15 protein-coding genes are annotated in these 26461 nt (G+C 61.4%); 9 read left to right on the forward strand and 6 right to left on the reverse strand.

The genetic code is table 11. The features are described from left to right. Positions 1-151 precede the first annotated feature (151 nt). From SFU85_06480 to SFU85_06500, 5 genes are all read right to left on the reverse strand, one after another. Positions 152-445, reverse strand: coding sequence for a hypothetical protein (locus tag SFU85_06480; protein ID MDX6766420.1), 294 nt, complete (start codon positions 443-445; stop codon positions 152-154). A gap of 46 nt (positions 446-491) precedes the next feature. Continuing rightward, positions 492-845, reverse strand: coding sequence for an rRNA maturation RNase YbeY (gene ybeY / locus SFU85_06485; protein ID MDX6766421.1), 354 nt, complete (start codon positions 843-845; stop codon positions 492-494). A 10-nt stretch (positions 846-855) separates the two neighbouring features. Beyond that, positions 856-2451: an HDIG domain-containing protein gene (locus SFU85_06490; GenBank protein ID MDX6766422.1), complete on the reverse strand. Its 1596-nt coding sequence runs from the start codon at positions 2449-2451 to the stop codon at positions 856-858. A gap of 32 nt (positions 2452-2483) precedes the next feature. Next, positions 2484-3461 carry a PhoH family protein gene (locus SFU85_06495; GenBank protein ID MDX6766423.1) on the reverse strand — a complete coding sequence of 326 codons (978 nt, stop codon included), beginning with the start codon at positions 3459-3461 and terminating at the stop codon, positions 2484-2486. Between the two features lie 126 nt (positions 3462-3587). Then, positions 3588-4772 (reverse strand): DUF362 domain-containing protein, encoded by a 1185-nt coding sequence (locus tag SFU85_06500; GenBank protein MDX6766424.1) that lies wholly within the window; start codon positions 4770-4772, stop codon positions 3588-3590. A gap of 74 nt (positions 4773-4846) precedes the next feature. On the opposite strand from SFU85_06500, the gene dnaG reads away from it, so the two are divergent. The 6 genes from dnaG (at position 4847) to SFU85_06530 (ending at position 12560) form a co-directional block, all read left to right on the forward strand. Further along, entirely contained in the window at positions 4847-6700 is a 1854-nt protein-coding gene (gene dnaG, locus SFU85_06505; protein ID MDX6766425.1) for a DNA primase, read from the forward strand. A gap of 90 nt (positions 6701-6790) precedes the next feature. Beyond that, a complete protein-coding gene (gene rpoD, locus SFU85_06510; GenBank protein ID MDX6766426.1) occupies positions 6791-8569 on the forward strand; it encodes an RNA polymerase sigma factor RpoD in 1779 nt (592 codons plus the stop codon). Between the two features lie 46 nt (positions 8570-8615). Beyond that, positions 8616-9236: an RNA polymerase sigma factor gene (locus SFU85_06515; GenBank protein ID MDX6766427.1), complete on the forward strand. Its 621-nt coding sequence runs from the start codon at positions 8616-8618 to the stop codon at positions 9234-9236. After that, positions 9229-9999, forward strand: a complete 771-nt coding sequence (locus SFU85_06520; protein ID MDX6766428.1) for a hypothetical protein — start codon at positions 9229-9231, stop codon at positions 9997-9999. The genes SFU85_06515 and SFU85_06520 overlap by 8 nt, the downstream gene beginning before the upstream one ends. A gap of 149 nt (positions 10000-10148) precedes the next feature. Beyond that, positions 10149-11942, forward strand: a complete 1794-nt coding sequence (locus SFU85_06525; protein ID MDX6766429.1) for a 4-alpha-glucanotransferase — start codon at positions 10149-10151, stop codon at positions 11940-11942. A 12-nt stretch (positions 11943-11954) separates the two neighbouring features. Then, complete coding sequence (locus SFU85_06530; GenBank protein ID MDX6766430.1) at positions 11955-12560, forward strand: prepilin-type N-terminal cleavage/methylation domain-containing protein; 606 nt, start codon at positions 11955-11957, stop codon at positions 12558-12560. Between the two features lie 27 nt (positions 12561-12587). Here the strand turns inward: SFU85_06530 and SFU85_06535 are convergent, their stop codons facing one another. Next, positions 12588-13649 (reverse strand): LacI family DNA-binding transcriptional regulator, encoded by a 1062-nt coding sequence (locus SFU85_06535; protein MDX6766431.1) that lies wholly within the window; start codon positions 13647-13649, stop codon positions 12588-12590. Positions 13650-13841: 192 nt separating this feature from the next. Between SFU85_06535 and SFU85_06540 the strand changes: the two genes are divergently transcribed. The 3 genes from SFU85_06540 (at position 13842) to SFU85_06550 (ending at position 26461) form a co-directional block, all read left to right on the forward strand. After that, complete coding sequence (locus SFU85_06540; GenBank protein MDX6766432.1) at positions 13842-22139, forward strand: alpha-amylase family glycosyl hydrolase; 8298 nt, start codon at positions 13842-13844, stop codon at positions 22137-22139. Further along, on the forward strand, positions 22136-25516 hold the full coding sequence (locus tag SFU85_06545) for an alpha-amylase family glycosyl hydrolase (protein MDX6766433.1): 3381 nt from the start codon (positions 22136-22138) through the stop codon (positions 25514-25516). The genes SFU85_06540 and SFU85_06545 overlap by 4 nt, the downstream gene beginning before the upstream one ends. A gap of 144 nt (positions 25517-25660) precedes the next feature. Beyond that, positions 25661-26461 (forward strand): hypothetical protein, encoded by an 801-nt coding sequence (locus SFU85_06550; protein MDX6766434.1) that lies wholly within the window; start codon positions 25661-25663, stop codon positions 26459-26461.

Genomic DNA, 26461 nt, shown 5'->3' on the forward strand with positions numbered 1-26461 from the left:
TTCTGCGCAAAGCATCGGCCAGAACTTGGAAGGAGCTGATCTCAGCCCTCAAAGAAGCCATCGAATCCTTCACCCCGGAGCACTGTGCCAACTTCTTCTCTCATGCCAACTACGAAGCTAATTAAGTGGAAAGTGCTCTAGCAATCCGGAATCAGGATATCCAGCCGCAACTTTGCAGGACCGAGAGCCGGTAGTTGTAGATCTCGCTCTCATTCATCATCGAGGGGTCGAATTCGGCCAGGGTTCCGGTGATGTTCCATTTGCCGCCGGCCCACCAGCGCTGTTTGTCCGCCAGGACAAACCAATGGGTCCGTCCCTGTGTGTCCGGGATCATCAGGACCTCGCCCGGAACCGCATCCTCGGGCACGGTGCACTGCTGGGGCAGAACCGGGGGGAGTTGCTTGTTCAGCGGAAGGATGCGGAGAGTGGGGGTGCGGAATTTCATGCCCTGGGTCAGGCTAACCAATCCTGACGAAAGTGCGATGTAAAAATCAACGGCCAGGCGGTCCGGGTTGTTTCAAGCCGCGCACTTTGTCCAGCAGCCGCTGCTGCTCCCGCCTCATGCGGGCAAAATCGCGCTCCTGTTGGTCGTCCAGTCCGCACAGGTGAAGCAACCCGTGGAGGATGTAGGTCAGGACCTCGTCGTGCAGTTCCAGTCCCTCCGCCCGCCGCTGGCGTTCCGCCACCGCCGGGCAAACCAGAATTTCCCCATGCTCGAAAGTGATGACGTCGGTGGGGGTGGGATCGCCGAGGAATTCCCCGTGTACGCGGGCCATGGCCGCCGGCGAGAGGAAGACGACGGCGATGTGGTCCAGTCCGCTGGGCAGGCGGCGGGCCAGGAGCACGGCCGCAGCCTCACTCTGCCGCAGCAGCCGGGAGAGATGCAGTCGGGGGCTTTTCCGCCGGTCGTGCATCGTAATCCGGACCTTCGCGGGCCTTGCGGTCCCTGGGGTATTCGATCCGCGCATGGAGCATGTTCTTGAGGGTTTCAATGAAGGCTTCGGTCACGATGGCCAGTTCGTTGAAGGTGAGGTTGCTGGCGGCCAACTGGCCTTCCTCGACCCGGGCCTTGACGATGTCGTTGACCAGGCTTTCCAGGCGCTGGGTGGTGGGGTTCTTCAGGGAGCGGGAGGCGCTTTCAAGGGCATCGGCCAGGGAAAGAATGGCGGATTCACGGCACTGCGGCACCGGGCCGGGGTAGCGGAAGGAGGCCTCGGTGACTTCCGGGACGTCTTCCTCGCGCAGCTTGAGGATCTTGCCGCCCTCGAGGGCGTCCTGCTTCTGCTGGAGGGCGCGCTTGTAGAAGTAATAAACGATGGAGGTGCCGTGGTGCTCCTGGATGACGTCGATGACCGGCTGGCGCAGGCGGTATTTGCGGGCCAGGTTCACGCCCTCTTTGACATGGGAAATGATGATGAGCGCACTCATCGATGGGTTGAGCAACTTGTGGGGGTCGCCTTCGCCGCGGTAGTTCTCCACGAAGTAATCCGGTTTGACCAGTTTGCCGATGTCGTGGAAATAGGCCGAAACACGGCACTGGGTGGGGTTGGCCCCGATGGCCTCGGCCGCGGCTTCGGCCAGGTTGGCGACGTTGAGGCTGTGGTGGTAGGTTCCCGGGGCCTCCTCCTTGAGCCGTTGCAGCAGTGGGTGGTTGAGGTCGGTCATTTCCAACCAGGAGATGTCGGTGATGCGGTCGAAGAGCCACTCCAGCACGGGGAGGGCGGTGCCGACCAGGATCGAGGTGGTGACGCCGAGGGCGATGGCCCAGACACCCTGGACGACAAGGAAGACCAGAGAAGGATCATGAAGCCAGCCAATGAGCAGGGCGCAGCCCAGGCCGACCAGGCCGACCCCGACGCCGGCCATGAGCAGGTCGGAGCGGCGGCGTATGCGTTGAGTCAGGTAGGCGGCGGCGAAACCGGTCAGAAGGGAACTGAGGGATAGTTCCGGTCCGGGGGCGAGATAGAGCGAGCCGAGCAGGGGGACAAGGAAGGCGGTGACGAAACCCGCGCTGGGCGAGATCAGGATGGTGATGAGCATCGGGGCCACGGCGGAGGGCACGAGGAGGGCGGGGATGCTCTTTTCGAAAACAATCAATTGGTCCGAGTAGACGACCAGTACCTTGTTGAGGAGAAGGTTGGTCACGGTGCAGAGGAACATCAGAAGCAGGAGGTAATTGTTTTGCCAGACCTCACGGGCGGCCAGTTTGACCACGACCATGGCGATGATGAGGGCCAGCACGCCGAGGGTGACGATTTCCACCGTGGGCATGGTGCCGTGCCAGTGGCCGATGCGCACGATGGCGGCCAGGACCAACCCGAGGATGACCAGGCGCACCAGGCCGTTGTTTTCCATGGCCTGTTTCCAGCCCGGCAGGTCGGACGTGGCCCGTTCCTTGCCGCAGGAAAGACCTTCGCGTACCAGGGCCTGTTTTTTGAACCAATTGAACATGAAAGCAACCAGCCCCGCCGGGGCCGGGAAAATCAGAGCGTCATGCTCGTGGTTTTGACCCCACGGTGCATTTTATAGGCGTCGACGATGGCGGCCACCAGCGGGTGGCGGACAATGTCGATTTCTTCAAATTTGATCATCCCGATGCCGGGCACGCCGTGCAACGCCTGGACCGCTTCCACCAGACCGGATTTTTTGCTGTGCGGCAGGTCGACTTGGGTGGGGTCGCCCGTGACCACGCATTTGGAATTTTGTCCCAGACGGGTCAGGAACATGAACATCTGCTCGGTGGTGGTGTTCTGGGCTTCGTCAAGGATGACGAAGGCGTTGGCCAGGGTGCGTCCACGCATGTAGGCCAGCGGGGCGATTTCAATGACCCCGCGGTCCATGGCCTTCTGGATTTCCTCCATGTCCATCATGTCGTAGAGGGCATCGTAGAGCGGCCGGAGGTAGGGGAAGATTTTTTCCTGGAGGTCGCCGGGCAGATAACCGAGGGCTTCGCCGGCTTCGACCGCCGGGCGGGTGAGGATGATGCGGGAGATCTGTTCCGTGCGAAGGGCGGCCACGGCCATGGCCATGGCCAGAAACGTTTTGCCGGTACCCGCGGCGCCGATGCCGAACGTCAGGTCGTAGTTTTTGATGTCCTCCAAATAGGCCATCTGGGAGAACGTCTTGGGGGTGAGGGGGGCCTTTTTGGGCGAGAGGGTGACGCGGTAGGCCCACAGTTGCTCCAATTCCTCGCCCTTGCCGGTGCTGACCGCTTTGAGGGCGTAGTTGTACTCATGCTCCCGGATGCGGATGCCGTTTTGATGGGCCAGATGCAGTTGCCGGAAGAGTTCCTTGGTGGATTCGACGCCCTTCTTCGTGCCCTCGACCTTGAGCCAGGAATCGCGGCTGGTGATTTTGACCCCCAGCTCCTCTTCGGCTTTCTTCAAGAGGGCGGTTTTGCCGACGTATAGATTGGACAGAGCCCGGGCGTTTTCGAAATTCAGCGTTTGGCTGGAGGACATCGGCTGCAATCTATCGGGGTCGGAGGGGGGGGGAAAGGGGAAAAACGGAAAACTCTACTTTGGTTTGCTGATGATCAATTCGCCTCTTTGGAAGCTGAACAAAAGACACGAACTATAACGTAATAGTTAAGGAATTACGGTGATTTCAATCAATTCTGGCTTGTTATTGCCCAAGCCGGCCAAGGCTGCTTCGGCGATATGGCCGGCCTTTGCACTGACCGGGATCACGCCCCGGCTGCGTCGTCCGTCCTCGATGCGTTCCAAGGCCAGGGTGTCCAGGGCGACCGGGTCGGTGCTGAGCATGAGGAGACCGGGGGAGGCGGCGTAATGGGGGTTGAACGCCGGGCCGCCGGCATACTGGCACACCAGGCCGTCCATGACGTGCAGGATGGTTTTTTTGGAGATCAATTCATTGCTATATAAATCGGCGATGGCCTCGGCCGCGGCCTGGCTGTCGTTGAGGAAGCGCCGCTGGTTGTCGATGCTGCCCAGGGTGAGGGAGGAGAGGCACCCACTCAGTCCGATGCGGTCGTGGTCGCTGAGCACGGGAAGATTGATGATTTTGGTCACATCGCGGGTCAGGATACGGGCGAAGTAGGATCGGTTGCTGACCTGCGGGGGAGGTTCCTTCTTGCCGTCTTTGGGGGCGGAGTTGTCCCGGAAGGGGTCGAGGCTTTCGTTTTTCCGCGGGGCCGCCGCCTGCTCCAGGAGCTGGCGCAGGGTGTTGTTCGATTTCTCCACCTTTCCAATGAAATCGCGGTCCCCCCAGATCAACTGGCCGGCGATTTCATGGAAGAAGAACTTTTCCCCGTCGAATCCCGCCCCCGGGACGACCGACTGGCAGCGCCACTCTTTCGAGGGTTGCATCGGCACGTAGCCGGCGGCGAGCATCTGGTCCTCGAACTTATCCCAGATCACCACCTGTTCGGGTGGGATGCCGGATTTTTCCAGGCCCGCGACGATGGCCTCGACCAGGGCAGGATGGGTGCAGAGGATGGAGCCTCCCGCTGTGTTGATTTTCAAGCCCACCACATCGGCGGGGGAAACGAGGGAACGCCAGGCCTCGGTGACCGAGTTCTTCCGGGTCAGGGCCATAAGGGCGCGGTTGAATTCGACCGCGACGGCCGCCTCGTCGACTTGGAATCGGCTGACCAGCGCGGGTTTTTCCACCAGAACCACCCGTGACTTGGGCTTGGCCGGGGTGGACGGCGCGGTGGCGTCGTCCTGTGGCCGCAGGTTTTGTGCAGCCAGGGGTGCCGCAGCCAGAATGGCCGCCAACAGAACACTGATGCGGAGAACAAGGATGGGCATGAAAAGAAGATTGTAGGCTTTTGCCCGGTGCTTGGCAAACACGCAGGAAGGGCCCATCTTCGGGAACTGCGTCCATGATGATCCCCCCCGAGACCGTTGAACAGATCCGCCAGGCGGTCGACATCGTCGAAGTCATCGACGGATATGTGCCGCTCAAACGTTCCGGCTCCACGTACAAGGCGCTCAGTCCCTTCAACAAGGAAAAAACCCCTTCGTTTTTCGTCAACCCCCAGAAGCAGATCTTCAAGTGCTTCAGCAGCGGGAACGGCGGGGATGTCTTCAAGTTCATCATGCTTTATGAGAATGTCGATTTTCCCACCGCGGTGCGGAAAATGGCCGAGAAGGCGGGCATCCCGATCCCGGAACAGGATGGCACGGTCGACCGGACGAAGCGCGAATCACGCGGGCGGCTGCTTTCGCTCCACGCGGAAATCGCCACCCACTGGAGGGAATTGCTCCTGCACGATCCCCGTGCTCAACAGGCCCGGGCCTATCTCAAGGAACGGGAAATCCCCCTGTCCTGGGCCAAGGAATACGGGCTCGGCTTCGCTCCCGAGGCCTGGGACGACACCGTCGCCTGGGCCCGTGAAAAAAAATACGAACCGGAACTTCTTTTCCAGGCCGGCCTGGTCAAACGGCACGAGGAATCCGGCCGAGTTTACGATTTTTTCCGCGGGCGACTGATCTTCCCCATCACCAACGAATCCGGGGAAGTCATCGCGTTCAGCGCGCGCCTGCTCGACCCCGAGGCCAAAGCGGCCAAATACGTCAACTCGCCCGAAACCCCGCTCTTCACCAAGAGCCGGGTGCTCTTCGGATTCCACCGGGCCAAGCGGGCCATTCTGGATGCCGACCGGGTGGTGGTTTGTGAGGGCCAGATCGATGTCCTCCGATGCCATGCCGCGGGCATCCTCCATGTGGTGGCGCCCCTGGGGACTTCCTTCACCGCCGACCATGCCAAGATCCTCCGCCGGTTCACCCGCAATGTGGTCATTTGTCTGGATGCCGACAACGCGGGCCAGAAGGCGGCCGAGAGGCTGGCCGACGTATTGCTGGGCGGGCAGGGCGGACTGGAGGCGCTGGTGCAATCCGATCTGGGCATCCAGGTGGTCGAACTTCCGGCGGGCCATGACCCGGACTCGTTCATCCGCAAAGAGGGCGGGTCCGCGTTCCAAGCCCTGCTCGACCGTCCGACCGACTACCTGCTTTACCTCATCCGCACACAGACGGCCCGGCATGGCGGGGACATCCAGGGGCGACGGCGCGTGATCGAGACGGTGGCCGCATTCCTCGGGCGTATCCCGAACCAGGCCTACCGCGAACAATTGATCCAGCAGGCCTCGATCCACCTGGGCTCCAGTGCCGAAGCCCTGACGACCGAGATCCAGCGCCAGGTCCCGCGGCGGCGGGCGGACGAACCGTCGCGACAGCCCGTGGGTAGCGAGATCGCACGCACGGATGCCACCGGCCCGTCCCGCGGAACCGCGGATGATTGCCATCCCCTGGTCCGTGAGCTGGTCGAATTGTTGCTGGCGCGGCCTGAAATGGCCGCCGAGGCCCAGCGCACCATTGCGCCCGTGTGGCTGGCGGAATTGCCCGGGGCTGGTGTGGTGGAAAAACTATACGACGCCGCCAACCAGGATGCCCTGGGGGACATCAATCTGGTCTTCCCCCTGCTCACCCCCGGCGAACAACGTCTGGTGGCCGGGGTGCGCACCGGTTTGTTGGAGGGACTGCCCGAGGAGGGCCTCCTCGACTTCCTGCGTGCGTTGGAAAAAAAGGCCCGTCTCCTCCACATCCGCAACCGTGAACTGGCCCTGGCCCAGCAAATGAAAAATCCCGCCCTGGGCCCGGCCGAGCGCGCCGAATTGATGAAACAACAGACCGTGCTGCTGAATGAGAAAAAGCTTTTGACTTCAAGGGGTTGAGCACATAACTTCTAGGGCTCGCCGTGCTTGAGCCAAGGGGCTTGACACGGTCCTTTTTGTTGCATTTTTGCTGAAACCACCGAGGCCCCTGTGAAGAAATCCAAACCCGCCGCCCCCAAAAAAACCGCCTCCGCCTCCAAAAGCCCCCCGCCTTCCTTCGAGTTCAAGCTCCAGACCGCCCCGGGTTCTGCTCGGAGTGATCATACCGAAAAAGAAGGTGCCCCCGTGGTTTGGGCCGGTAATCCCGAGATGGAAGGCCGCATCAAGGAATTGATGCGTCTGGCCAAGGAACAGGGCTACCTCACTTTCGACGACCTCCACGAGGCCCTGCCCGAGAGCGTCAACAACCCCGACCAGATCGAGACCATCCTGACCGAACTCCGCCGCCGCGAGATCGATGTCATTGATTCTTCCGAAGTCGACCGTTACAAACAGGCCGTCACCGGGCAGGAGGAGGAAACGGCCGAGGACAAGACCGAGGCCAAGCTCGACATCCTCGACGACCCCGTCCGTATGTACCTCAAGCAGATGGGCCAGGTGCCCCTGCTGACCCGCGAGCAAGAGGTCGAGATCTCCAAGCGCATCGAGGACGCCGAAACCATGGTGCAGAAGTTCCTCCACCGCTTCGGGTTCATTGCCGAGGAATACATCACCCTGGCGGAAAAGCTCGACCAGGGCCGCGAACGCTTCGACCGCATCATCCAGGACAAGAAGATCGACAGCCGCGAGAAATACATGAAGTCGCTCAAGCGGCTCGTGCGTGACGTCCAGGCCGCGAACAAGAAAGTCGACCAGGCCTACGACAAGCTGGTCAAGGTCAAGTCGGCCCCGGCCAAGTCCAAAGCGCAGAAGGTCTACGACAGGGCCGACGCTTCCCTGGCCCGTTACTATCCGAAATTTTTCTTCAAGCAGAAGATCACCGAAGAGTTCGTCGCCGTCTGCGACCAGTTCACCAAGGAAATCCATGACATCCGCATGGAGGTCAAGAAACTGGAAAAGAACAAATCCAAGAGCAAGGCGGCCAAGGAACATGAGAAGCTGCTCCTGCAACAGTTGGCGGAAAAAGAAACCAAGTGCCGGTTGACCCTGGAACAATACCTGCACGACTACCGCGAGTTGAAGAACTGGCTCCGCAAGGCCCTCAAAGCCAAAACCGAGATGGTCGAGGCCAACCTTCGCCTGGTCATTTCCATCGCCAAAAAGTACACCAACCGCGGCCTGTCGTTCCTCGACCTCATCCAGGAGGGCAACATGGGCCTGATGAAGGCGGTGGAAAAGTTCGAGTACAAGCGCGGCTACAAGTTCTCCACCTACGCCACGTGGTGGATCCGCCAGGCCATCACCCGTTCCATCGCCGACCAGGCCCGCACGATCCGCATTCCGGTGCACATGATCGAAACCATCAACAAGCTCATGCGCGTGCAGAAGCAGTTGGTGCAGGAATTCGGGCGCGAACCCAATCCGGACGAAGTGGCGGAAGAGACCGGCATGCCGGTCGAGCGCGTCCGCGCGGTCCTCAAGATGGCCCAGCAGCCGATCTCCCTCCAGGCCCAGGTCGGGGACAGTGACGACACCACCTTTGGTGATTTCATCGAGGACAAGAGCGCGGAAAACCCCTCGGACATGACGGCCTACGCCCTGCTCAAGGAAAAGATCAAGGACGTCCTCGATTCCCTGACCGAGCGCGAACGGGCGGTGTTGGAGCAGCGTTTCGGTTTGGTCGATGGATACAGCCGGACCTTGGAAGAGGTCGGACGCCAGTTCAAGGTCACCCGCGAACGCATCCGGCAAATCGAGGCCAAGGCCCTGCGCAAGATGCGCCACCCCACCCGTATCCGGCACCTCCAGGGATTCCTCGAGACCGAGTAAAATCTGGCGACGGATGCCAGGTTCCATATGACGGACGACGGCGGGCATGCGCCCGCTCTCGACAAAAGAACAAACCCCGGGAATAGTCCTCGCCGTGGAGTCCGCCAAAGATCCGTCCAGTCTATCCTTCGACCAGTTGGTCGCGGACTACTATGATGGGCTTTACCGCTTTGCCCTCAGTCTGAGCCAGCGCGAGGCTGATGCCGCCGATCTGGTGCAGCAGACATTCCTCCGTTGGGCCACCAAGGGTGGGCAATTGCGCGATCTGTCCAAGGTGAAGACCTGGCTTTTCACCACCCTGCACCGGGAGTTTCTTGGTTCGCGGCGCCGTGCGACCCGCTTCCAGCACCATGAGGTGGAATCGGTCGAACACGAACTTCCGGTTGTTGATTCGCCCATCGCCCGGCAGATGGACGGAGCCTTGGTCATGGAAGCCCTCGGCCAGGTCGAGGAAGTGTACCGCGCCCCGCTTGGGCTTTTTTACCTCGACGACCATTCCTACCATGAAATTGCGGTGATCCTCGGGATCCCGATCGGGACAGTCATGTCACGGCTTTCCCGGGGGAAAGAACAATTGCGGAATATTTTGAAACAAAAGGAAGGCGCCGTGCATCGTAATGGTATGGGCCAGCCGGGCCGCCCGGCTTTGGAACAAGATCATGGATAAGGAACAAGCCAAACTCATCCTCGCCTGCGCCCGGCCTGATGGGCAGGACGATGCGGACCCCGCGGTGCGGGAGGCGCTGGCTTTTGCCCAAAACGATCCGGAACTGCGCACTTGGCTGGAAGCGGAGCGAAAGCAGGACCGTGAAGTCGTGCGGGCCCTGGCCTCGCTGCCCGTGCCCCAGAGGCTGCGCGCCGATCTCCTCTCGCAATTGAACGGGCGGGAAAAAGTCGTGACCTTTCCCTTTTGGCGCCAACCCCAAGTTTGGGCACTGGCCGCCGGCCTGTTGGTTCTGGGGGCCATTGGCTGGATGGTCAGCGAGCCGGGCTTCACCCGCCCCCGGTTGCTGGCCGCCACCTACACGGAGATGCGGAAGGACATTGGAACGATGGTGTCCACCGGCCAGTTCAAGCCCACCCACGAGGTGCCGGGCACCGGGGAAGCTCTGGCCTGGCTGGCGGAAAAGCAGGCACCCCTCCTCAATGACCTGCCGCCTTTCCTCACCGATGCGCGGGCCGTGGCCTGCTCGGTCTTGGAATGGCGCGGACGCAAGGTGGGTGGCATGTGCCTGGAGAAGAACGGCCGGTTGATGCATGTTTTCGTCATCCCGCGCAACCAACTCAACGCCCTGCCGCCGGACGGGCAAATCCTGCGCGAATCTTTCGGGGGCCACCGCACGCTGGCCTGGAATTCGCCCCGGAACTTTTATGTCCTGATTGGCGACCAGACGGATACCGACGTGGAGTTCCTCCTCGGCGGTTCCTGACTTCACAAGGCGCAGTTGTTGATCCGCCCCTGCAAACGACGCTTGCAAATCTTGGAATTGATTGAACTGTTCAAAGAATAGTCATCGCCCTCGTTGCTGCTTAGTAGTAGATCGTAAGTTGAAAGCAACGACGTTCCGTGGCGGCGGTTATGAACATTCATCCAGAACAGAAGGTGGCAGGCGTTCTGGTTCCGGTATTTGCCCTCCGGCGGGAAGGGGACTTGGGCATCGGGGACACGGCTGCCTTGATCGAATTCATCCATTGGGCCCGTCGTCATGCCCTCCATTTGGTCCAGATTCTCCCGATCAATGAAACCGGGGCGGACAACAGCCCCTACAACGCGATCAGCAGCACCGCGCTCGATCCGGTTCTCCTCCGCACCGACCCCGAGGGCCTGGTCGATCTCGACCCGGCGGCTTTTGCAGAGGAATGTGCCCGCTACGATTTGATTTCCCTGCGCTCAGGCCCGGTGGATTATGGCCGGGTCAAAGCCTTGAAACTCGCCTTGTTGTGGCGCGCCTTTGAGGCCTTTGAAAATGACATTCCCGCCCAGGCCCCGCGCGCCCGGGCCTTCGCCGCCTTCCGTCAATCGAAGGCCGAATGGATGGAAGACTACGCGCTCTTCCGCGTGTTGATGGAAGAGCAGCGGACGGAGCAGTGGGATCTCTGGCCCCTGGACATCCGCAAGGTGGCCAGTGCCCGTCGCTGGTTGGAGGCACAAAACGGCGAGCGCCGCCGCCATCTGGCCCGCCAGATGAAGTTCCATATTTACGTCCAATGGCAGGCTTTCCTCCAGTGGGATGAAGTCCGCCAACTCTGCGACCGTCTGGGTGTGGCCCTCATGGGCGATGTCCCGATCGGCGTCAGCTACTACAGCGCCGATGTCTTTTCCCGCGGCGAGATCTTCGAGCTCGACTGGTCCGGCGGTGCCCCTCCCGAGCGCATCTTCAAATCCGATCCCTTCACCGAGAAATGGGGCCAGAACTGGGGCATCCCGCACTATCGGTGGGATGTGCTCCGGGAGTTGGACTACGACTGGTGGCGGCAGCGTGTGGCGACAGTCCGCTCGATTTTCCACCTCTTCCGCATCGACCATATCCTGGGTTTCTACCGCATCTACAGTTTTCCCTGGCGTCCGCAGCGCAATGACGAATTCCTCCCCTTGTCCGAGGAGGAGGCCCGGGTGCGCACCGGTGGGCGCTTGCCGGGTTTCCTGCCCCGGGGGGATGACAGTCTGGAAGATCGTCTGGCCAACCGGCAGGGGGGCGAGGTGTTGCTGCGGATGGTATTGGAAGAAGTCGGTGAATTCCGGCTGGTGGGCGAGGATCTGGGCGTGGTGCCGGATTACGTACGGCCCAGTCTGGCGTCGTTGGGCATTGCCGGCTTCAAGATCCCGATGTGGGAGACCGCCCCCAACGGAAGCCTTCTGCCCGGATCAGGTTACGAACGCCTGTCCCTGGCCACTTACGCCACCCATGACCACGACCCGCTGCGGACGATGTGGGAAAAATGGGACGCCATCCTGGCGGCGGCGGCCGCAGGAGACAAGGAGGCCGGGGCCAAGGCGGAAGGGGTGCGGGCGCAGATGCAGCAGCTATTGGATTTCGCCGACACCGGCTGGCGCGCCGGGGAAGTGGCCTTCGACGACGCCCTGCGCGAGGCCCTGCTCACGGCCCTTTTCCATTCCAATTCGTGGATCGCGGTGGCCATGATCACCGATCTTTTCGGAACGACCGAGCGCTTCAATGTTCCCGGTGCGGTGGCCGACTCCAATTGGACACGCCGGATGGACCAGACGGTGGCCGACTGGGAGCGCGATACGGGTCTGAACCAAAAAATGGAGCGCCTGGCCCGGATCATCCGTGCTTCCGGACGGGCCCCCCGGGTGGTCCGTCCGGAGTGTGCGGAAACCGCCGTCCTCACTGTTTCGCCAGTCACCTAACCTGATGATACCATGAAATCAAATACGCAACGATCCACCCGCGCCTTCACCCTCATCGAGATGCTGGTGGTCATCGTGATCATCGGCATCCTGGCCGCGCTGCTCGTGCCGGCGGTCAACCGGGCCCTGGATGCCGCCCAGGTGGCCAAGGCCAAGAGCGATCTGTCCCAGTTGGTTACCGCGGTGAAGTCTTACGAAATCGAATACGGCGTGCTGCCGACGACTTCAGTGTCCAGCAGTGACGGTCCGGAAGCGACCGAAGGCTGGTTCCAGGACAACAACGACGAACTGATGAGGGTTCTCAGCGGGGAGGCTTACAACAACCTCAACCAGCGCAGGATCGTCTTCATGGAATTTCGCGCGGCCAAAGGATCGTCCGGCTCATTCAAGGACGGCCTCGGCTCGGACAATAAATTCTACGATCCCTGGGGGACGCCCTATGCGGTCAAGCTCGACACCAGTTATAACAATATGTTAGAGTATTACGATTCGGCCCAGAACAGCAACCTGAGCCGGACGGTCATCGCCATCAGCTTCGGGAAAAACAAAGTCCAGCAAGATCCCACCAAGGGCACTGACAAGGGCCTGAAAGTGGACGACCTGGTCAGTTTCAAATAACACGTCCGGCTTGGCCGGGTTTGCTGCTCAAGCGGTTTTTTTCTTTTTCCGCCCCGGCACTTTCTCCTCGGCGGAACGTCGCACGGTGCTCCCCGGAACCCAGAGGCTCTCCACCATCATACACCTCGGACATTCCGGAATGCCTTTTTCATTCCGGTGCAGCTGTCCGATCAACAGGTCCACGGCAAAGGCCCCGACCAAGTGATTGCTTTGTTTCATCCCGCTCCAGCCCTCGACCTCGCGGGTGAGGTCCAAATGGATCAATCCGATGTCCTTCGGACAGGCCAGCCCGTGTTCTTTCAGCCAGGAGCGGATCTCCGGATGGGTGGTGACCACGACGTCCGGGTGGTGTCGCTTGAGCCATTGGAAAAAACCGGTTTTTTGCTCCGTGTGGAAGTCCCAGCCGGGCAGGCGTTCTTCGAATCGCGGCGGCCCGGAGTAGAAACCCGCGGTGAAGCGGTGATCGATGTTTTCTTCGATGGCCGGGTCGATGACCAGGCCGGGGCGGCGGTAACCCAGACGTTGTAATTCTTCTGCCGCGTGCAAGGCGGTGGAATACTGGTCGTTGCAGGCGAAGTGCAGGGCGGGCCGTTCCGGGCGGACCCCGACGACCACACAGGCAAGGTCACGCCAGAGGAGATCGAAGCGGGCGGGGATTTCCCGGTGCTCGAGCACCCCGGCTATGACGACCCCCCGGATATTGCGTGCGCGGAGGATCTGGCGCAGGCGGGCCGGATCCACCGCGGGGTCGCGCAGCCAGAATTCATCCAATCCATAGCCCAATTCGGCGCTGTGGGCGGCCAATCCCTCGGTCCAAGTACGGAAAGTGAAGTTCGTGCGGAGGGCATCGGGATGATTTGAAGCGTTCAAGAGACCCAGGGTCGACTGGTATTTGGGATTCTTGCTCGCGCGGAGCTGGGCCATCAGGTTGGCCACCACCGCATTGGGCGTGTAGCCAAGGCGCTCCGCCACCCCTTGGATGTGCAGGCGGGTTTCCTCGCGCAGCCGGGTGTCATTGCGCAGGGCCAGGGAAACCGTCGCTTTACCCACCCCGGCGACCCGGGCGATATCCGCCATGTTGACCGCCATCCTGAGATCGTATTCGAACCCGGCGGACTTGCCAGCCGGATTACTTGAACTGTTTAATTGAATCCCTTTTGCAACGATCGCTGACATCGCTTATTTTGCAGACAGGCCGGGTTATTTAGCCATTCTTGCTGAAACAGTTACGCCAACCGGCTCCTGTGGCGGCACTGGTGGTTATTCCCGGGTTCCCATTGCATGAAGAATTGCCGTCCATTCGGGGCTTTGCTGGTCGCCTGCGGCCTGCTGTTCACATGCTTCGCCCCGCGCCCGGCGCGGGCCGAGGCCATGTTGCAGTACTTCAACACCAGCTGGGCGGAGATCACCCGCAAGATGCCGGAATTGGCCGAGGCCGGTTACACCTCGCTTTGGTTGCCACCTCCGACCAAGGGCAGTGGCGGGTTGTCTGTGGGCTACGACCTTTGGGATCCTTTCGATCTGGGCTCGAAGGACCAACGGGGTTCGGTGCGCACACGTTACGGCACCGAGGCCGAATTGCTCCACCTCATGGAAGTGGCCCACCGCTTCGGCATCCGTGTCTATTTCGACAACATCATGAACCACCGGGCCTTCGATGTTCCGGGCTACAATGAACAAACGGCCATCGATATCTATCCCGGTATGGTTCCCGAGGACTTCCACCTCCGCGTGACGGAAGACGGATTCTATCGCAAGTGGGACAACACCCGGGATTGGGGCAGTGCCTGGCAGGTACAGAACCTCGGTCTGGCCGATTTGATCGACATCGCCCATGAAACCCCCAATGCCAACTTCGGCCGCACCGAGGGTTCCACCCACCCGAAGTACTCCTTCGTGCGCCACCCCAACAATCCGGAATACTACGACCGGCTGCCCAACGGCACCTATGTTGGTTTTGGCACCAACAATGGGATCACCACGGGGATCATCGCCGCCAACCCGGATTTTTACAAAGAAGATGTCGGCGCTTACCTCATCCGCAACGCCCGTTGGCTGATGGACCGGACCCGGGCCGACGGACTCCGGCTCGATGCGGTCAAACACGTCCCTGATTACTTTTTTGGCCAGCAGAGCGGGGCCAACAAGGACAGCAGCGATGCCGGCTACCTCGGCGGCGTGCAGCGCCAGTTCAACATCACCCGCGGCTTCTCCGACAGCAACCATCGGGATTCCGTCTTCGACACCGAGAAGGGCCGCGACGACGCCATGGTTTTTGGTGAACACCTGGGCTCGCCTCCCGGTTACTCCGGTTATTGGGACGCCGGGATGCGCCTGGTCGACAACGACCTCCGCTCCAAACTCAACGGGGTGCTCGGCAGCCCCTGGGGCACCCTGCTGGGGCTGGACAGTGCCGGAGGCGGCGGATTTTCCCCGTCGCTGGGCGTCATGCACGCCAACAGCCACGACAGTGACTATTCCGCCATGCGCCAGCTCCAACATGCAATGTACTACACCCGCGAGGGGCTGGGCCTGGTTTACACCGACGGCTACCACCAGGCGGAAACCCTCGGCGAATCCGGTGGGGCGTTCCCCCGCCATGCCAACACCGCCTTCCTCGGCCAGTTTGCCGATCCCCGCATCCCCAACCTGCTGAAGATTCACCAGGACTTTTCCCGCGGGTTCCAGGTCGGTCGCTGGGGCGACAACGATTTCCTCGCCTACGAGCGACGGGACAACCGCAACCCCGACGGCTCAACCCGCGTGGGCAATGCCGCTGACGAAATCACCATGGTCGTCATGCTCAATGACAACACTGCGGCCGGACAGTCGCGCGCCTTCAGTCACAGTTTTCCGGCCGGGGCCTATCTTTACCAATACGCCACCGGTCCGAATGGTTCGAACCAGACGGGCTTCTATAAATTTGGCAGCGAATTGTCCTCGGTGATCGTCCCGCCGGGCGGCTACTTCATCTTCGGCTACCGCACTCCCGAACTCTCGACCCTCTGGCCGGAGTCCGCCATCACGCTCTACCAGAACGGAGTCGAAGTGCCCCGCATCACCGTCAAGCGGGAGGACGGGCCGGACGGCGACGAATCCTTCAACCCGTTGGGCTTGTCCAACCGCGGTTATGCGCCCGGGGAAACACCCGAACCTTTCACCTACCAGACCACCGTGCCAGTGGTGAAATCCGGCAGCGCCCTCACCATCCTGGCCCGGGCGGACGGTTCGGCGGAAAACATCATGCTCAAACTCGACGGGGGCGTCGATCTCAACGGCACCGTGCCCCCCGGCATCACCGATCCGGCCAAGCGCGACAACCCGCCCGCCGTTCGCACTGATACCTGGCTAGGCTACGAACAACCCACTTTTGTCGACCGCCAGCACCCGGAGAAATTTGCGGCCGTTGATACCGCACGCAGCCAGATCGGATCACCCGGAGCCGAGACATACTCCAAGGTCATCGGTTCGGGAAACTTCACCATCAACAACGGCCCTGCTGGAGCCAACAACTACAGCACCGAGAGCGGTCGCCAAGCCGCCTGGATCTACCACGACCCGGCCCAGACGGTCGGAGGCGCAAACGGCACCACGGGCGTTGGCGATGCCCAATACTCCGAGGGCGCCACCACCCTCACTCTCTGGGCCAAAAGCAATTCAGTGGGCGCGGGTTTCAAGATGTTTGTTTACTACACGGTTGACGGCTCCTATCCCGAGGGCGCGGGCGGTATCGGCCGGGGCACCACCCAAGTCGCCGAGATGCTCTTCCAGCACAACCAGAATCCCGATGACTGGTGGAACACGGTCGATATCCCCAAGCCGGCCCCCGGCAGCACCTTCCGCTACAAAATCGGGCTGTTCAAGAACGGCGACGGCATCCAGGCCTCCTGGTGGCCGGCCGACGCCGCCTCCGTGGCCTACAAAAAGAAGATGCTCACCACCTTCCGGGTCAACAATTTCGACCCGGCCACCGTTCAGCATCACCTTCACAACGATTACAATTCCCTCACCACCGGTTTGAAAGAAGGCTTCCACGTCCTCCGGGCCAAGGCCCTGCTCAACCGGAATCCCTCAACCCAGGCCGCCCTCTACCAGACGTTCACGCAAACCTTCTACTACGATGCCGTCACCCCGGGCGGCGAGGTGGCCTTTCCGCAGAACAATGGCGATACCGTCGGCGGTTCTTCCTACGAAGTGGTCATCCGCACCGATCCCACAGTCGAAGAAGTCTGGTACAATATCGACGACAGTGAGGCTGGCAACAACGACTCGGCCACCGCCAAACTCAATGGCAATGGTGACGGCTTCGAGCCCTTCACCGATGAGAACCAAAATGGTGTGCGCGATTCCGGGGAGGCCTTCACCGATCTCAACGGCAACGGAGCCTACGATGACGACATCCCCATGGCCTGGGCCCGGGCCACCGAGGTCACGGCCAACCCGGCCGTGACCAGCACCTACGCCAAGGAATGGCGTCTGCGTTACACCAACATTCCCTCCGACAACTCCGCCACCCTCACGCTTCGTCTGCTCGAAGCCTCATCCTCGCGCAATTTCACCCTCAACGCGACCGTCGGCCACTACACCGAATTGCAACGCACCGTCCAGACCCGCGGGCCGCTTGAACGCATCAATATCGCCTGGCCACAGAACGATGGCGACCGTGTGGACGACAACTACACCATGAAGGTCTACTTCTCCAAATCACTGGCCAATGGATTGAGCGAGACCGACTTGAAGAACCGCTTCACCTTCTCCGCCAACGGGGTTGCCCAGAGCCGTTCGGGATTCGCCATCAACTACGGCAGCTTCGGCCCGGGCGGCGCATATCATGAATTGTCCGTCCCGTTGCCCAACCTGTACAACGACGTGGCGGATTTCCTCCACGAATTGAAGGTCGAATACCGGTTCCCGGACCCCGATAACCGCGTGCTCCAGGCCTTCCGCCTGGTCGTGGCCAACCCCAGTACCAAGCCCTACGTCCTCATCACCCAACCGGCCGAACTCGGCTCCGACGGCAAACCCGTCGAAATCGTCCTGCCGGACGGCCCGGGGGCCGATTCCACCATCTCCACCGTGCGTGTCACCACCGGCATGACGGTCACCGGCCTCTCGCTCAGTTATCTCACCGGCAACATCACCCTGGTCAATGAGCCCTTCACCGACAGCAACTCGAACGGCAAATACGACGACGGGGAGCCCTTCACCGACAGCAACAGCAACAACGTTTGGGAAGGCACCACGGTGGAAACCGTGGGCACGACCAAGTATTGGGATTTCCGCTGGTTGATCACCGCCCCTGGAACTTACAATTTGGTCGCTGCTACAACTTCCACCACCAACGGCCAGTCGGCCAGCGACACCCGCAGTGCCCTGGTGGTCCTGCGCGAATCCGTCGCCACCGACGTCGATGAATACAACGACGACGACGACGACGGGTTGATCGACATCGACGAAACCAATCCCAAGGAACTCCCCACCGGCAATGCCGAAACCTGGACCAACGGGGATGTGCACGTTTATTACGCCTACGGACGCACCCTGCCCAACACCCCGGATTCGGATGGTGACGGACTGCCCGATGGCCTCGAGGTCGGCTGGCGCACCGCCGCCAGTGCCACCACCAACGCCACCATGGACACCAACGGCGACGGTTTCCCGAATTTCATCGGCGACATGGACCCACCGCTTTATGCCGTTCTGGAAAACAACGGCTACGTCCCCGGCGTTGGCTCGGCCAGCCAGGGGGACAGCCGCACCCGCCAGGCCGCCGGTTCGGTCACGAATCCCTCCAACCCCGACACCGACGGGGACGGACTGCCCGATGGCATCGAGGACGCCAATCGCAACGGCTGGACCGACGGGGATGGAAAAACGCTCCCGCTGACCGCCACCCGGACCCAATATGCCACCGCCCGCCCGAACGCCGGTGATTGGCCCAATGGCATCATCGATTCCTTCGAAACCTGGACCGAAACCAGCCCGGTCAAGGCGGACAGCGATGGCGACGGCCTTGTCGATGGTTACGGCGAGGACAAGAATGCCAACGGTCTCATCAACGGCGACACCGACCTCGACCGCGTGTACGATGCGGGTGAAGCTTGGACGGAAACCGATCCCCTCAAAGCCGACACCGATGGTGATGGCCTGCCTGACGGCTGGGAAGTCCAATACGGTCTCGACCCGCTCGACAACGGAACGGACAGCATGCGCTCGGCTGATCCCAATGACGGCAATCCCCAGATGGGCGCCAGTGGGGACTTGGATAACGACGGCTTGACCAATGCCCAGGAGTTGGCGGCCAATACCAATCCGACCCAGATCACCGTGGTCAGCAGCGGGGGAGGGGAGGGCACGATCCGCATCGGCACCTTCACTGATTGGACCCACAACGACCTGCTCGCACTCGATGAATACAACGAGGGCGGCAGCCAGGGCGCCGACGTCTATCGCACCAACAATTACGACAATTCCCGCGATATCGTCGCCTTCTCCTTCCGCGATGGCGGGGCGGTTGCCTCCGGCGGAGATGGCAAGGTGTATTTCCGCGTCGACCTCGTCGACCTCGCCGCCAATGCCGAACAGGGCGAAGTGGATGCCTACGTGGTCATCGACACCGGCAACACCGCCGTCGGCGAGCGCGCACTCCCGGATTCCGTGGATATCGCCACCGATATGCGTTGGGAAGTCGTAGTCGCCGCATACGGGCAGAATTCCGGCGCGGTTCTGGTGGACACCAATCGCAGCAACAACACCACCACCGATGTCCAGACACCCAACGAGGCTTTCGGGGTCGAGCGGCGCGGCATCACCGCCAATGGCCTCAATGCCGTTGCCTGGTCGAGCAAATACGATGCGGTGGAAATCGCCGTCCAGCGCCAGGCTCTCCTCGATGCCGGTTGGCTGGGTGACCCCTCCACGCTCAATTTCCAGGTCTTCACCACCCGCGATGGCACCCAGAACAGTCCCGTGGGTCCGGGCGACATCGGCGGACGTAATGACATCCGCGACACCATTGGGGACGACTGGCTGGCTTCCGATTATTGGAAGGACCAGGACAACATCCGCCTCAATGGCAAGCTGACGAGTTTCTTCGGACGCTCCAGCAACAACGACCGGGGCAAGGCGGCCAAGGTCATGCTTCTGGCCCACGGCAACCATTCGATCCTGCCGGCCAGTGCCATCCAGACTTTGGTCCACAATGGGGCGAGTTCCGGGGCGGCGGGTTACTTCCGCATGCTGCAAACCCACGAGAATTACCACGCTCCATTGACCCTCCACGTCACCCCGACGCTGGCCTCGGCCCTGCAATGGGCCGTCAATCCCGCCCCGGGTGCGACCAACGACGGGCCCTCCCTAAACGCCCGCATTGCCGCCCTGGTTTCCGGTGGTAATGCCACGATCCTGGGGTCGACTTACGCCGACCATATTCCGAAATACTTCCCGCAGGCCTTCAATCACGCGAACAAATTGCTAGCAGACAAATTCCTGGATTCCATCTACGGGGCCGGCAATGCCACCGCCTCCCGCCAGGCGTTCTGGGCCCCGGAACGGGTTTTGGACGACGAAACCCTGGCCCAGATCGCCGCCATGGGTTACACCCACACCTTCGCCGACCAGACCCGCCACTTGGTCAAGTGGTTTGGACGCACCTCCGCCCTAGGCACCGACGGCTTCCGTCTCAATGAGGTCAATGGCGTGAAAATTTTCCCCATCCACGACACCACCTCGGAATACCTCGACCAGACCCTCGATGAGGGGGCCTCCCAACCGGTGCGTGAGTTGCTTTCCCGTCGCGCACGCAGTTCGGTCCAGGACCAAGTGGTCGTTCTCTGGCGTGATATGGCGGATTTTGCCGACAATGCCAAGTCTTCCTCTTACGACGCCAACGTCCGCTGGCTGGCCAGCCGCCCCTGGATCCGGGTGGTCACGGCGGGCGATATCATCAACGGTTCGGTGGCCTACAAGGGCCAGGACGGCAATACCTACACCACTTGGGGCACCGTGGCCCGTGGCTCCGGGCTCAACCTCATCCAGACGGCCAAGGATTGGATCGACCACGCCACCCAGGAAAATTACGATAACTGGTATAATGGCTCGGCCAATGAACAGGGCCTGGCCGGGCGCAATTTTGGCGCCACCACCCCCTTCGGACAGGTGGGTTCCAGTGGCCATGCCAACACCGTCTGGCAGACCCTCGCCGGCACAACCTTCTTCTCCAGCCTCGCCGACCTGGCCGGCAGTGTTTTCCACGCCGCCATGTTCCAGACCGCCTTCCACAACACCAGCAACAACGACCTCTCCAAGTTCAGCACCGGTGCCTATATCTATCCCGACAGTGACAGCAACCAAACCCTCGCCGATTTCGCCAAATATGCCCAGTCCCAGGCCCGATATGCGGTCGTTTACAGCCGGGTCCAGCAATGGGCCAACTCCGCCACTTCCTCCACCCTCGCCGCCGAGGCCGCGGACATCGACCTTGATGGCTCCAACGAGTATCTCCTCTACAATTCCCGGGTCTTTGCCCTGTTCGAGGCCAAGGGCGGACGCATGACCGCCGCCTGGATGCGCGACCCCTTCACCGGGCGTCTATGGCAGGTCGCGGGCAACTTTGCCTCCTACAGCGGCACGGACACCGAAGATGAAGGGGCCTCCAATTTTGTCGGCGCCACCACCATCCTCTCCGCCTATCGCACCAGTGGATTTAAAGACTGGTGGACGGTCAACACCTCCAATGCCGGCTCCAACAGCGGCGTCAATTCTGTCTATACCGTCGCCCCGGCCCCGGACGGCACCGGTTGGACCTTCACCAGTGGGGGTATCAGCAAAACGATCCGCATCCCGGCGGCCGCCTCGGAAAAAATCCGCGCCACTTACACCCTGACCGGATTGAACAAGGCTTACATCCGCTTCGGCCTGTCCCCGAACCTCCTCGCCCTCATGCTCCAGGGGCAATCCGGCCTCTCCGCTGAGGCGGCCACCGCCACCCGGGCGAGCATCACCAACACCCGCGGGGGCGATGTGGTCCGGGCCTGGGTCGAGGCTCCACAGATCAACGCTGCCGCCACCGACGTGGCCGCCTCCGGCTTCACCACCGTCCTGCGTCGCAACCAGGCCCAAACCCACCAATTGGAAGCCGAGCTCACCGGAGCGGGGCCCCATACCCTCACGCTCGGCTTCGACCTCGGAACCGATCTCCCGGAAAATGACACCGACGGGGACACCCTCCCGGACGACTGGGAAACCGCCAACTTTGGCAATCTCAATGCCAATCCGACCGGCGATGCCGACAACGATGGCCTGACCAACCACGTGGAGTACCGCATCGGATCCAACCCCAACAATGCCGCCAGCGGACGTTCCGCCACCCTGGCCGGGACCCCTGTTTCCGGATTTGACATCACCTTCCCGACCCTCTCCGGGTTGACCTACCAGGTGCAGTTCAGCAACAGCCTGACCCCCACGGATTGGCAGCCTTTGGGTTCACCGGTTCCGGGCGACGGCAACAACCAAACAGTCACCGACAGCGGCACCCTGCCCGGCCGCCGGTTCTACCGGGTCCTCGTCACTTCGCCATGAATGCATCCACCACTCTCCCTCCGTTCAAAAGCCTTTCCATCACAGTATTGCTGTTGCTGGCTGCGGTCATTTCGTCTCCGGCCCAGATTGTCACCAATCTCTGGCATATCCCCTCGAATACGACGGACATACCCGGCGGTATTTCCATGCGTTCTCCGGTGAGTCCCGGTTCCGGGGTGGGCACAACCCTTTACCAGGGGGTTTGGCGGAACGGCGGGAACAACAACCAGACCGGTGGTACACTCTACTACCGGACCGGCAACAGCGGCGCTTGGTCATCGGTGGCGCTTTCTTTCGCCGCCAACAACGGCGACAACCAGTTCTGGAGCGCTTCGGTGACTACTGGGTCTCCCGGTTCCACCCTTCAATATTACTTCAGGGTCACGTTTTCCAACAAATCAACCACCTACCTCTACACTTCGGGCGGTGTCAGTGCCCAGTCCCTGACCGAATCCGATGCCCAGGCCAGTCCCTTCAGCGTCACCGTCGGTGCGGCCCCTTTTTCCCTGACCGTCAGCAGCGCCACCACCGGGGCACTCAATGCCGACTACACCACCACCAAGCTTTACATCGATGAACTCCAGGCCCAATCGGTCCCCGTCACTTTCACCTTCAATACCGGTGCGCTCAACACCGCCGAGGCCGAAGTTTGGACCAACCTCAACAACCGGGACCGCGCCGATGATGACGCCGACGCGGATGGCATCGACGATGGCATCGTTCCCCCCACACCCCCCGATGAAAAGCCATCGGGCTACGCGGGCGGTGCCTACCCGGCCAATGGCTACTTCCAGGCCATCCCCCTGGCCGGAGGCAACGGTACCTATTCCCTCACTGTCAACGCCACCAAAACCGGGGCCTATCGCCTCACCGCCCGTTATCGTCTTTCCGGGAATTCGACCTGGATCTGGTATTCATCCTCCGGCCGGCGTGACCACTGCATCACCGTGGCTCCCCAACTCGCTCGCAACCTCCGCATCTACGAGGCCAATGTGCTCAATGTCGATGCCACCGGGCCGACCTTTGCCCAGCGTTCGACCTTTGAAAGCCTGACCGACAACACCCGCTGGAACCTGGATTATCTCCTCAAGACCGGTTCCAATGCCATCTGGTTCCAGCCCATCCATCCCAATGGAATCGAGGGCCGCGAAGCCCCCGGTGGAACCCCCTACGATCCCGGCAGCCCTTATGCCGTGAAGAACTTCTTCCAAGTGATGGAACAGATGAGCCAGGGCAATACCCGCAATGCCTCCATGGCCGCATTCCAGAACTTCGTCTCCATCGCCGATACCAAGGGGATCAGCATCATCCTCGACGCCCCATTCAACCACACCGCCTTCGACTGTGAAATCGACCAGATTGGATTGAATGTCTTTTCCGCCGCGGGGCTCAACACCTCGGGCTGGAGTGCCACCGACAAAATAAAGGACCGCGAAGCCAGGTTCTATTCCTCGGCCGGTGGCGCGGGCACTGCTTACTCCGTTCCCGCTTCCTCCGCTGGTGATGTCGCCGCCGCTCCCGACCGCAACGACTTCGGCAAGTGGAACGACGTCAAGGATGTCTTCTTCGGACGCTACGCCACTCTGGTCACCGGCTATCCGGATGCGGATACCAGTCGGAACACGGTCAAAATCGAGACCGATACCATCGATATGTCATCGCTGAACGGTGCTGCCGGCTCGACCCAGGCGGTCACCCGTGGGGTTTGGAAGTACTTCGCCTCCTACGTGCCCTACTGGCTGGAGAAAACCGGCCTGCCCGCCGGCAGTTCCCTGACCGATCAATCCTACAAGGGCATCGATGGGTTGCGTGCGGATTTCGGCCAAGGCATGCCCCCGCAATTCTGGGAATACGCCATCAACGTGGCCCGTTCCCACAAATGGAGCTTTGTGTTCATGACCGAGTCGCTTGACGGCGGCGAAGTCACCTACCGTTCCAACCGTCATTTCGAACTTCTCAATGAAAACATCGTTTTTCCCTTCCAGTCGGCCACCACCACCACCGGATACCGCGACATCTTTGAAGGACGGCGCAACGCCTACGGTCAGGGTCTGGTCCTGCTCAACAACACTTCCCATGACGAAGCGGGCTACTCCGATCCCTGGCAGGCCTTCATCCGCTATGCGGTCGGCAGCACCATCGACGGGGCCCCCATGGTGATGTATGGCCAGGAAATCGGCACGGCTGCCAGCCTCAGCTTTGACTTCTACGAGTTGAATTTTGGCAAGAGCATCCCCCACTTCAAACGCTACAACTCGATGCAGCCACAATGGACGGCCTGGGCCTCCAACACCCTTGGCGTGGCCAACCTCATCCCGGCCTATTCCGGTGTCGGTCTGGCCCGTGGCTTCAGCCCCGCCCTCCGTTCCTCCAACCGATGGTTCCTCAATCCCAATGGCAACAGCACCGCCGACCCCGACATATTCGCCGTGGCCAAGTACCAGACCAGCGGGGCTTCGCCCGCGACCAGCGATGTGGTTCTGGCCTTCCTCAACCTGGACCGCACCAACGCCCAGTCCAATACCTTTGGCATCCCCACGGCTTTGGCCGATAACATGGGCCTCCAAAGCGGCCGACGCTACAACGTCAAAAACATCGCGGCCTACCTCGGCCCCAACAATGAATACGATGGACGTCGCGATGTTTTCCTTTGGGGCACCAATGGGTTCACCCGTGAGGACCTCGTCACCAACGGGGTCTTTGTTTCACTCAATCCGGTGCCCTCCACCGACGGTGCCTGGGCCACCGCCCCTTTCGAGGCCCAATACCTCAAGCTCTATGACGTGACACCGTTGCCCGCACCTTCCTCCGCGCCCCTTGTCGGCGACTACGCCCTTGATGGATCGGTCACCTTTACTTGGAGCCCTGTCGTCGATGCCGGAGGTCTGACTCCACGCTACCGCCTCACCGTGACCCGCAGTGACAGTGTGGTCCAGAATTTCGAAACCACCCTGACGTCCTACACCGTCACCGGCATCCCCGACGGAGTCACGGCCACGGCCACCGTCACCACCCTCAATCCCAACAACACCGCCATCGCCTCCAGCCCGACTTCCGCCAGCAATCCAACACGATCGCTCACTTCGGCCGGAGACAACGACAACGATGGCATCACCAACGCCGCAGAAGTTTACGACGGCACCAACCCGCTCGATGCCACTTCCCGTTTGAAAGTGGCTTCTGTCCAGGCCATCCCGGGCAGCGGCTTCACCCTCACTTGGTCCACCGTCGCCGGACGCACTTACCGGGTGGAATCCCGCGCCAGCCTCACCTCGGGGGATTGGTCGGTCCTGGCCAGCGGACTCACCTCCGGCAACTACACCGACCCCGCGGCTCTGACCGACAAAAAATTCTACCGCGTCATCACCGAGCCCTGATCCGGGGGAGGGAGTTGCCTGATCCTCCTTCCCCCTCCACGCCGCTCTTCGAAGTGCGGGCGCTTGGATTGATCTGTTCAATAGATTCTCCTTCGACTCCCCGGTATCGACACTTAAGATGGCTTTGATTGCTTTGGTGACTTCATGAAGACCGTTCTTCCCATTCTGTGTTTCCTTGCCATGTCCCACGCGATGCTATCCGCCCGTGAACGGATCAATCTGGCCGAAGACGATGCGGCCCACAGCGCTTACAACGGTGGTTGGAACAATGGCGGTAACGCCGCCAACAGTGGCTTTGGAGGCTGGCAACTCGTCACCTCGGGTGCGGACAAATCCGACCGCCATGCCGGATTCATCATCGCCCGGCGTGAGGCAGGCAACGAACTCGACCATGCCGACATCGACCGCAAAGCGTTCGGCCTCTACGCGAATGGCAGTGGTTTTGAGACCGCCGTCGCCTTCCGCAACCTCGACAACCCTCTCGGCGTGGGGGAATCCTTTTCTCTCCTCATGGAAGCGGGCGATTTCGCCCCCAAAACCGGCTCCGATGACCCCAAGCCAGGATGGGTCGGCTTTGCCCTCCGCACCGGCACCGCATCGGCATCAACCGAAGACATCGAGCGGGCGGCCCGTTTTGTCTTCGGTGTCCGGCAGGGGGAGAGCCGCTACTTCGTGCGCGATGGGGGCAAGGATACGGACACCGGGGTGGAGGCCAACGGCTCGGGGGTGGCCGTCACGGTCACCCTGGTCTCGGCTGATGCCTACGATCTTGAGATTACCGCACTCGATACCAAGGTGACCAAACGCTTTGCCGGACGGCGGCTCGCGGGTCCGCCCGGCGGGCCGATTGAAAGTTTCGCCCTCTGCAACCAGGACGGGGAGAAGGGGGATGCCTACTTCAACGGCTTCCAAGTCACCCGCCTCGTCGAGTCCCTGCCCCGCTGA

Source organism: Candidatus Methylacidiphilales bacterium (assembly GCA_033875315.1).
In the GTDB taxonomy this organism is placed as follows: Bacteria; Verrucomicrobiota; Verrucomicrobiia; order Methylacidiphilales; family CAZTYG01; genus JANRJG01.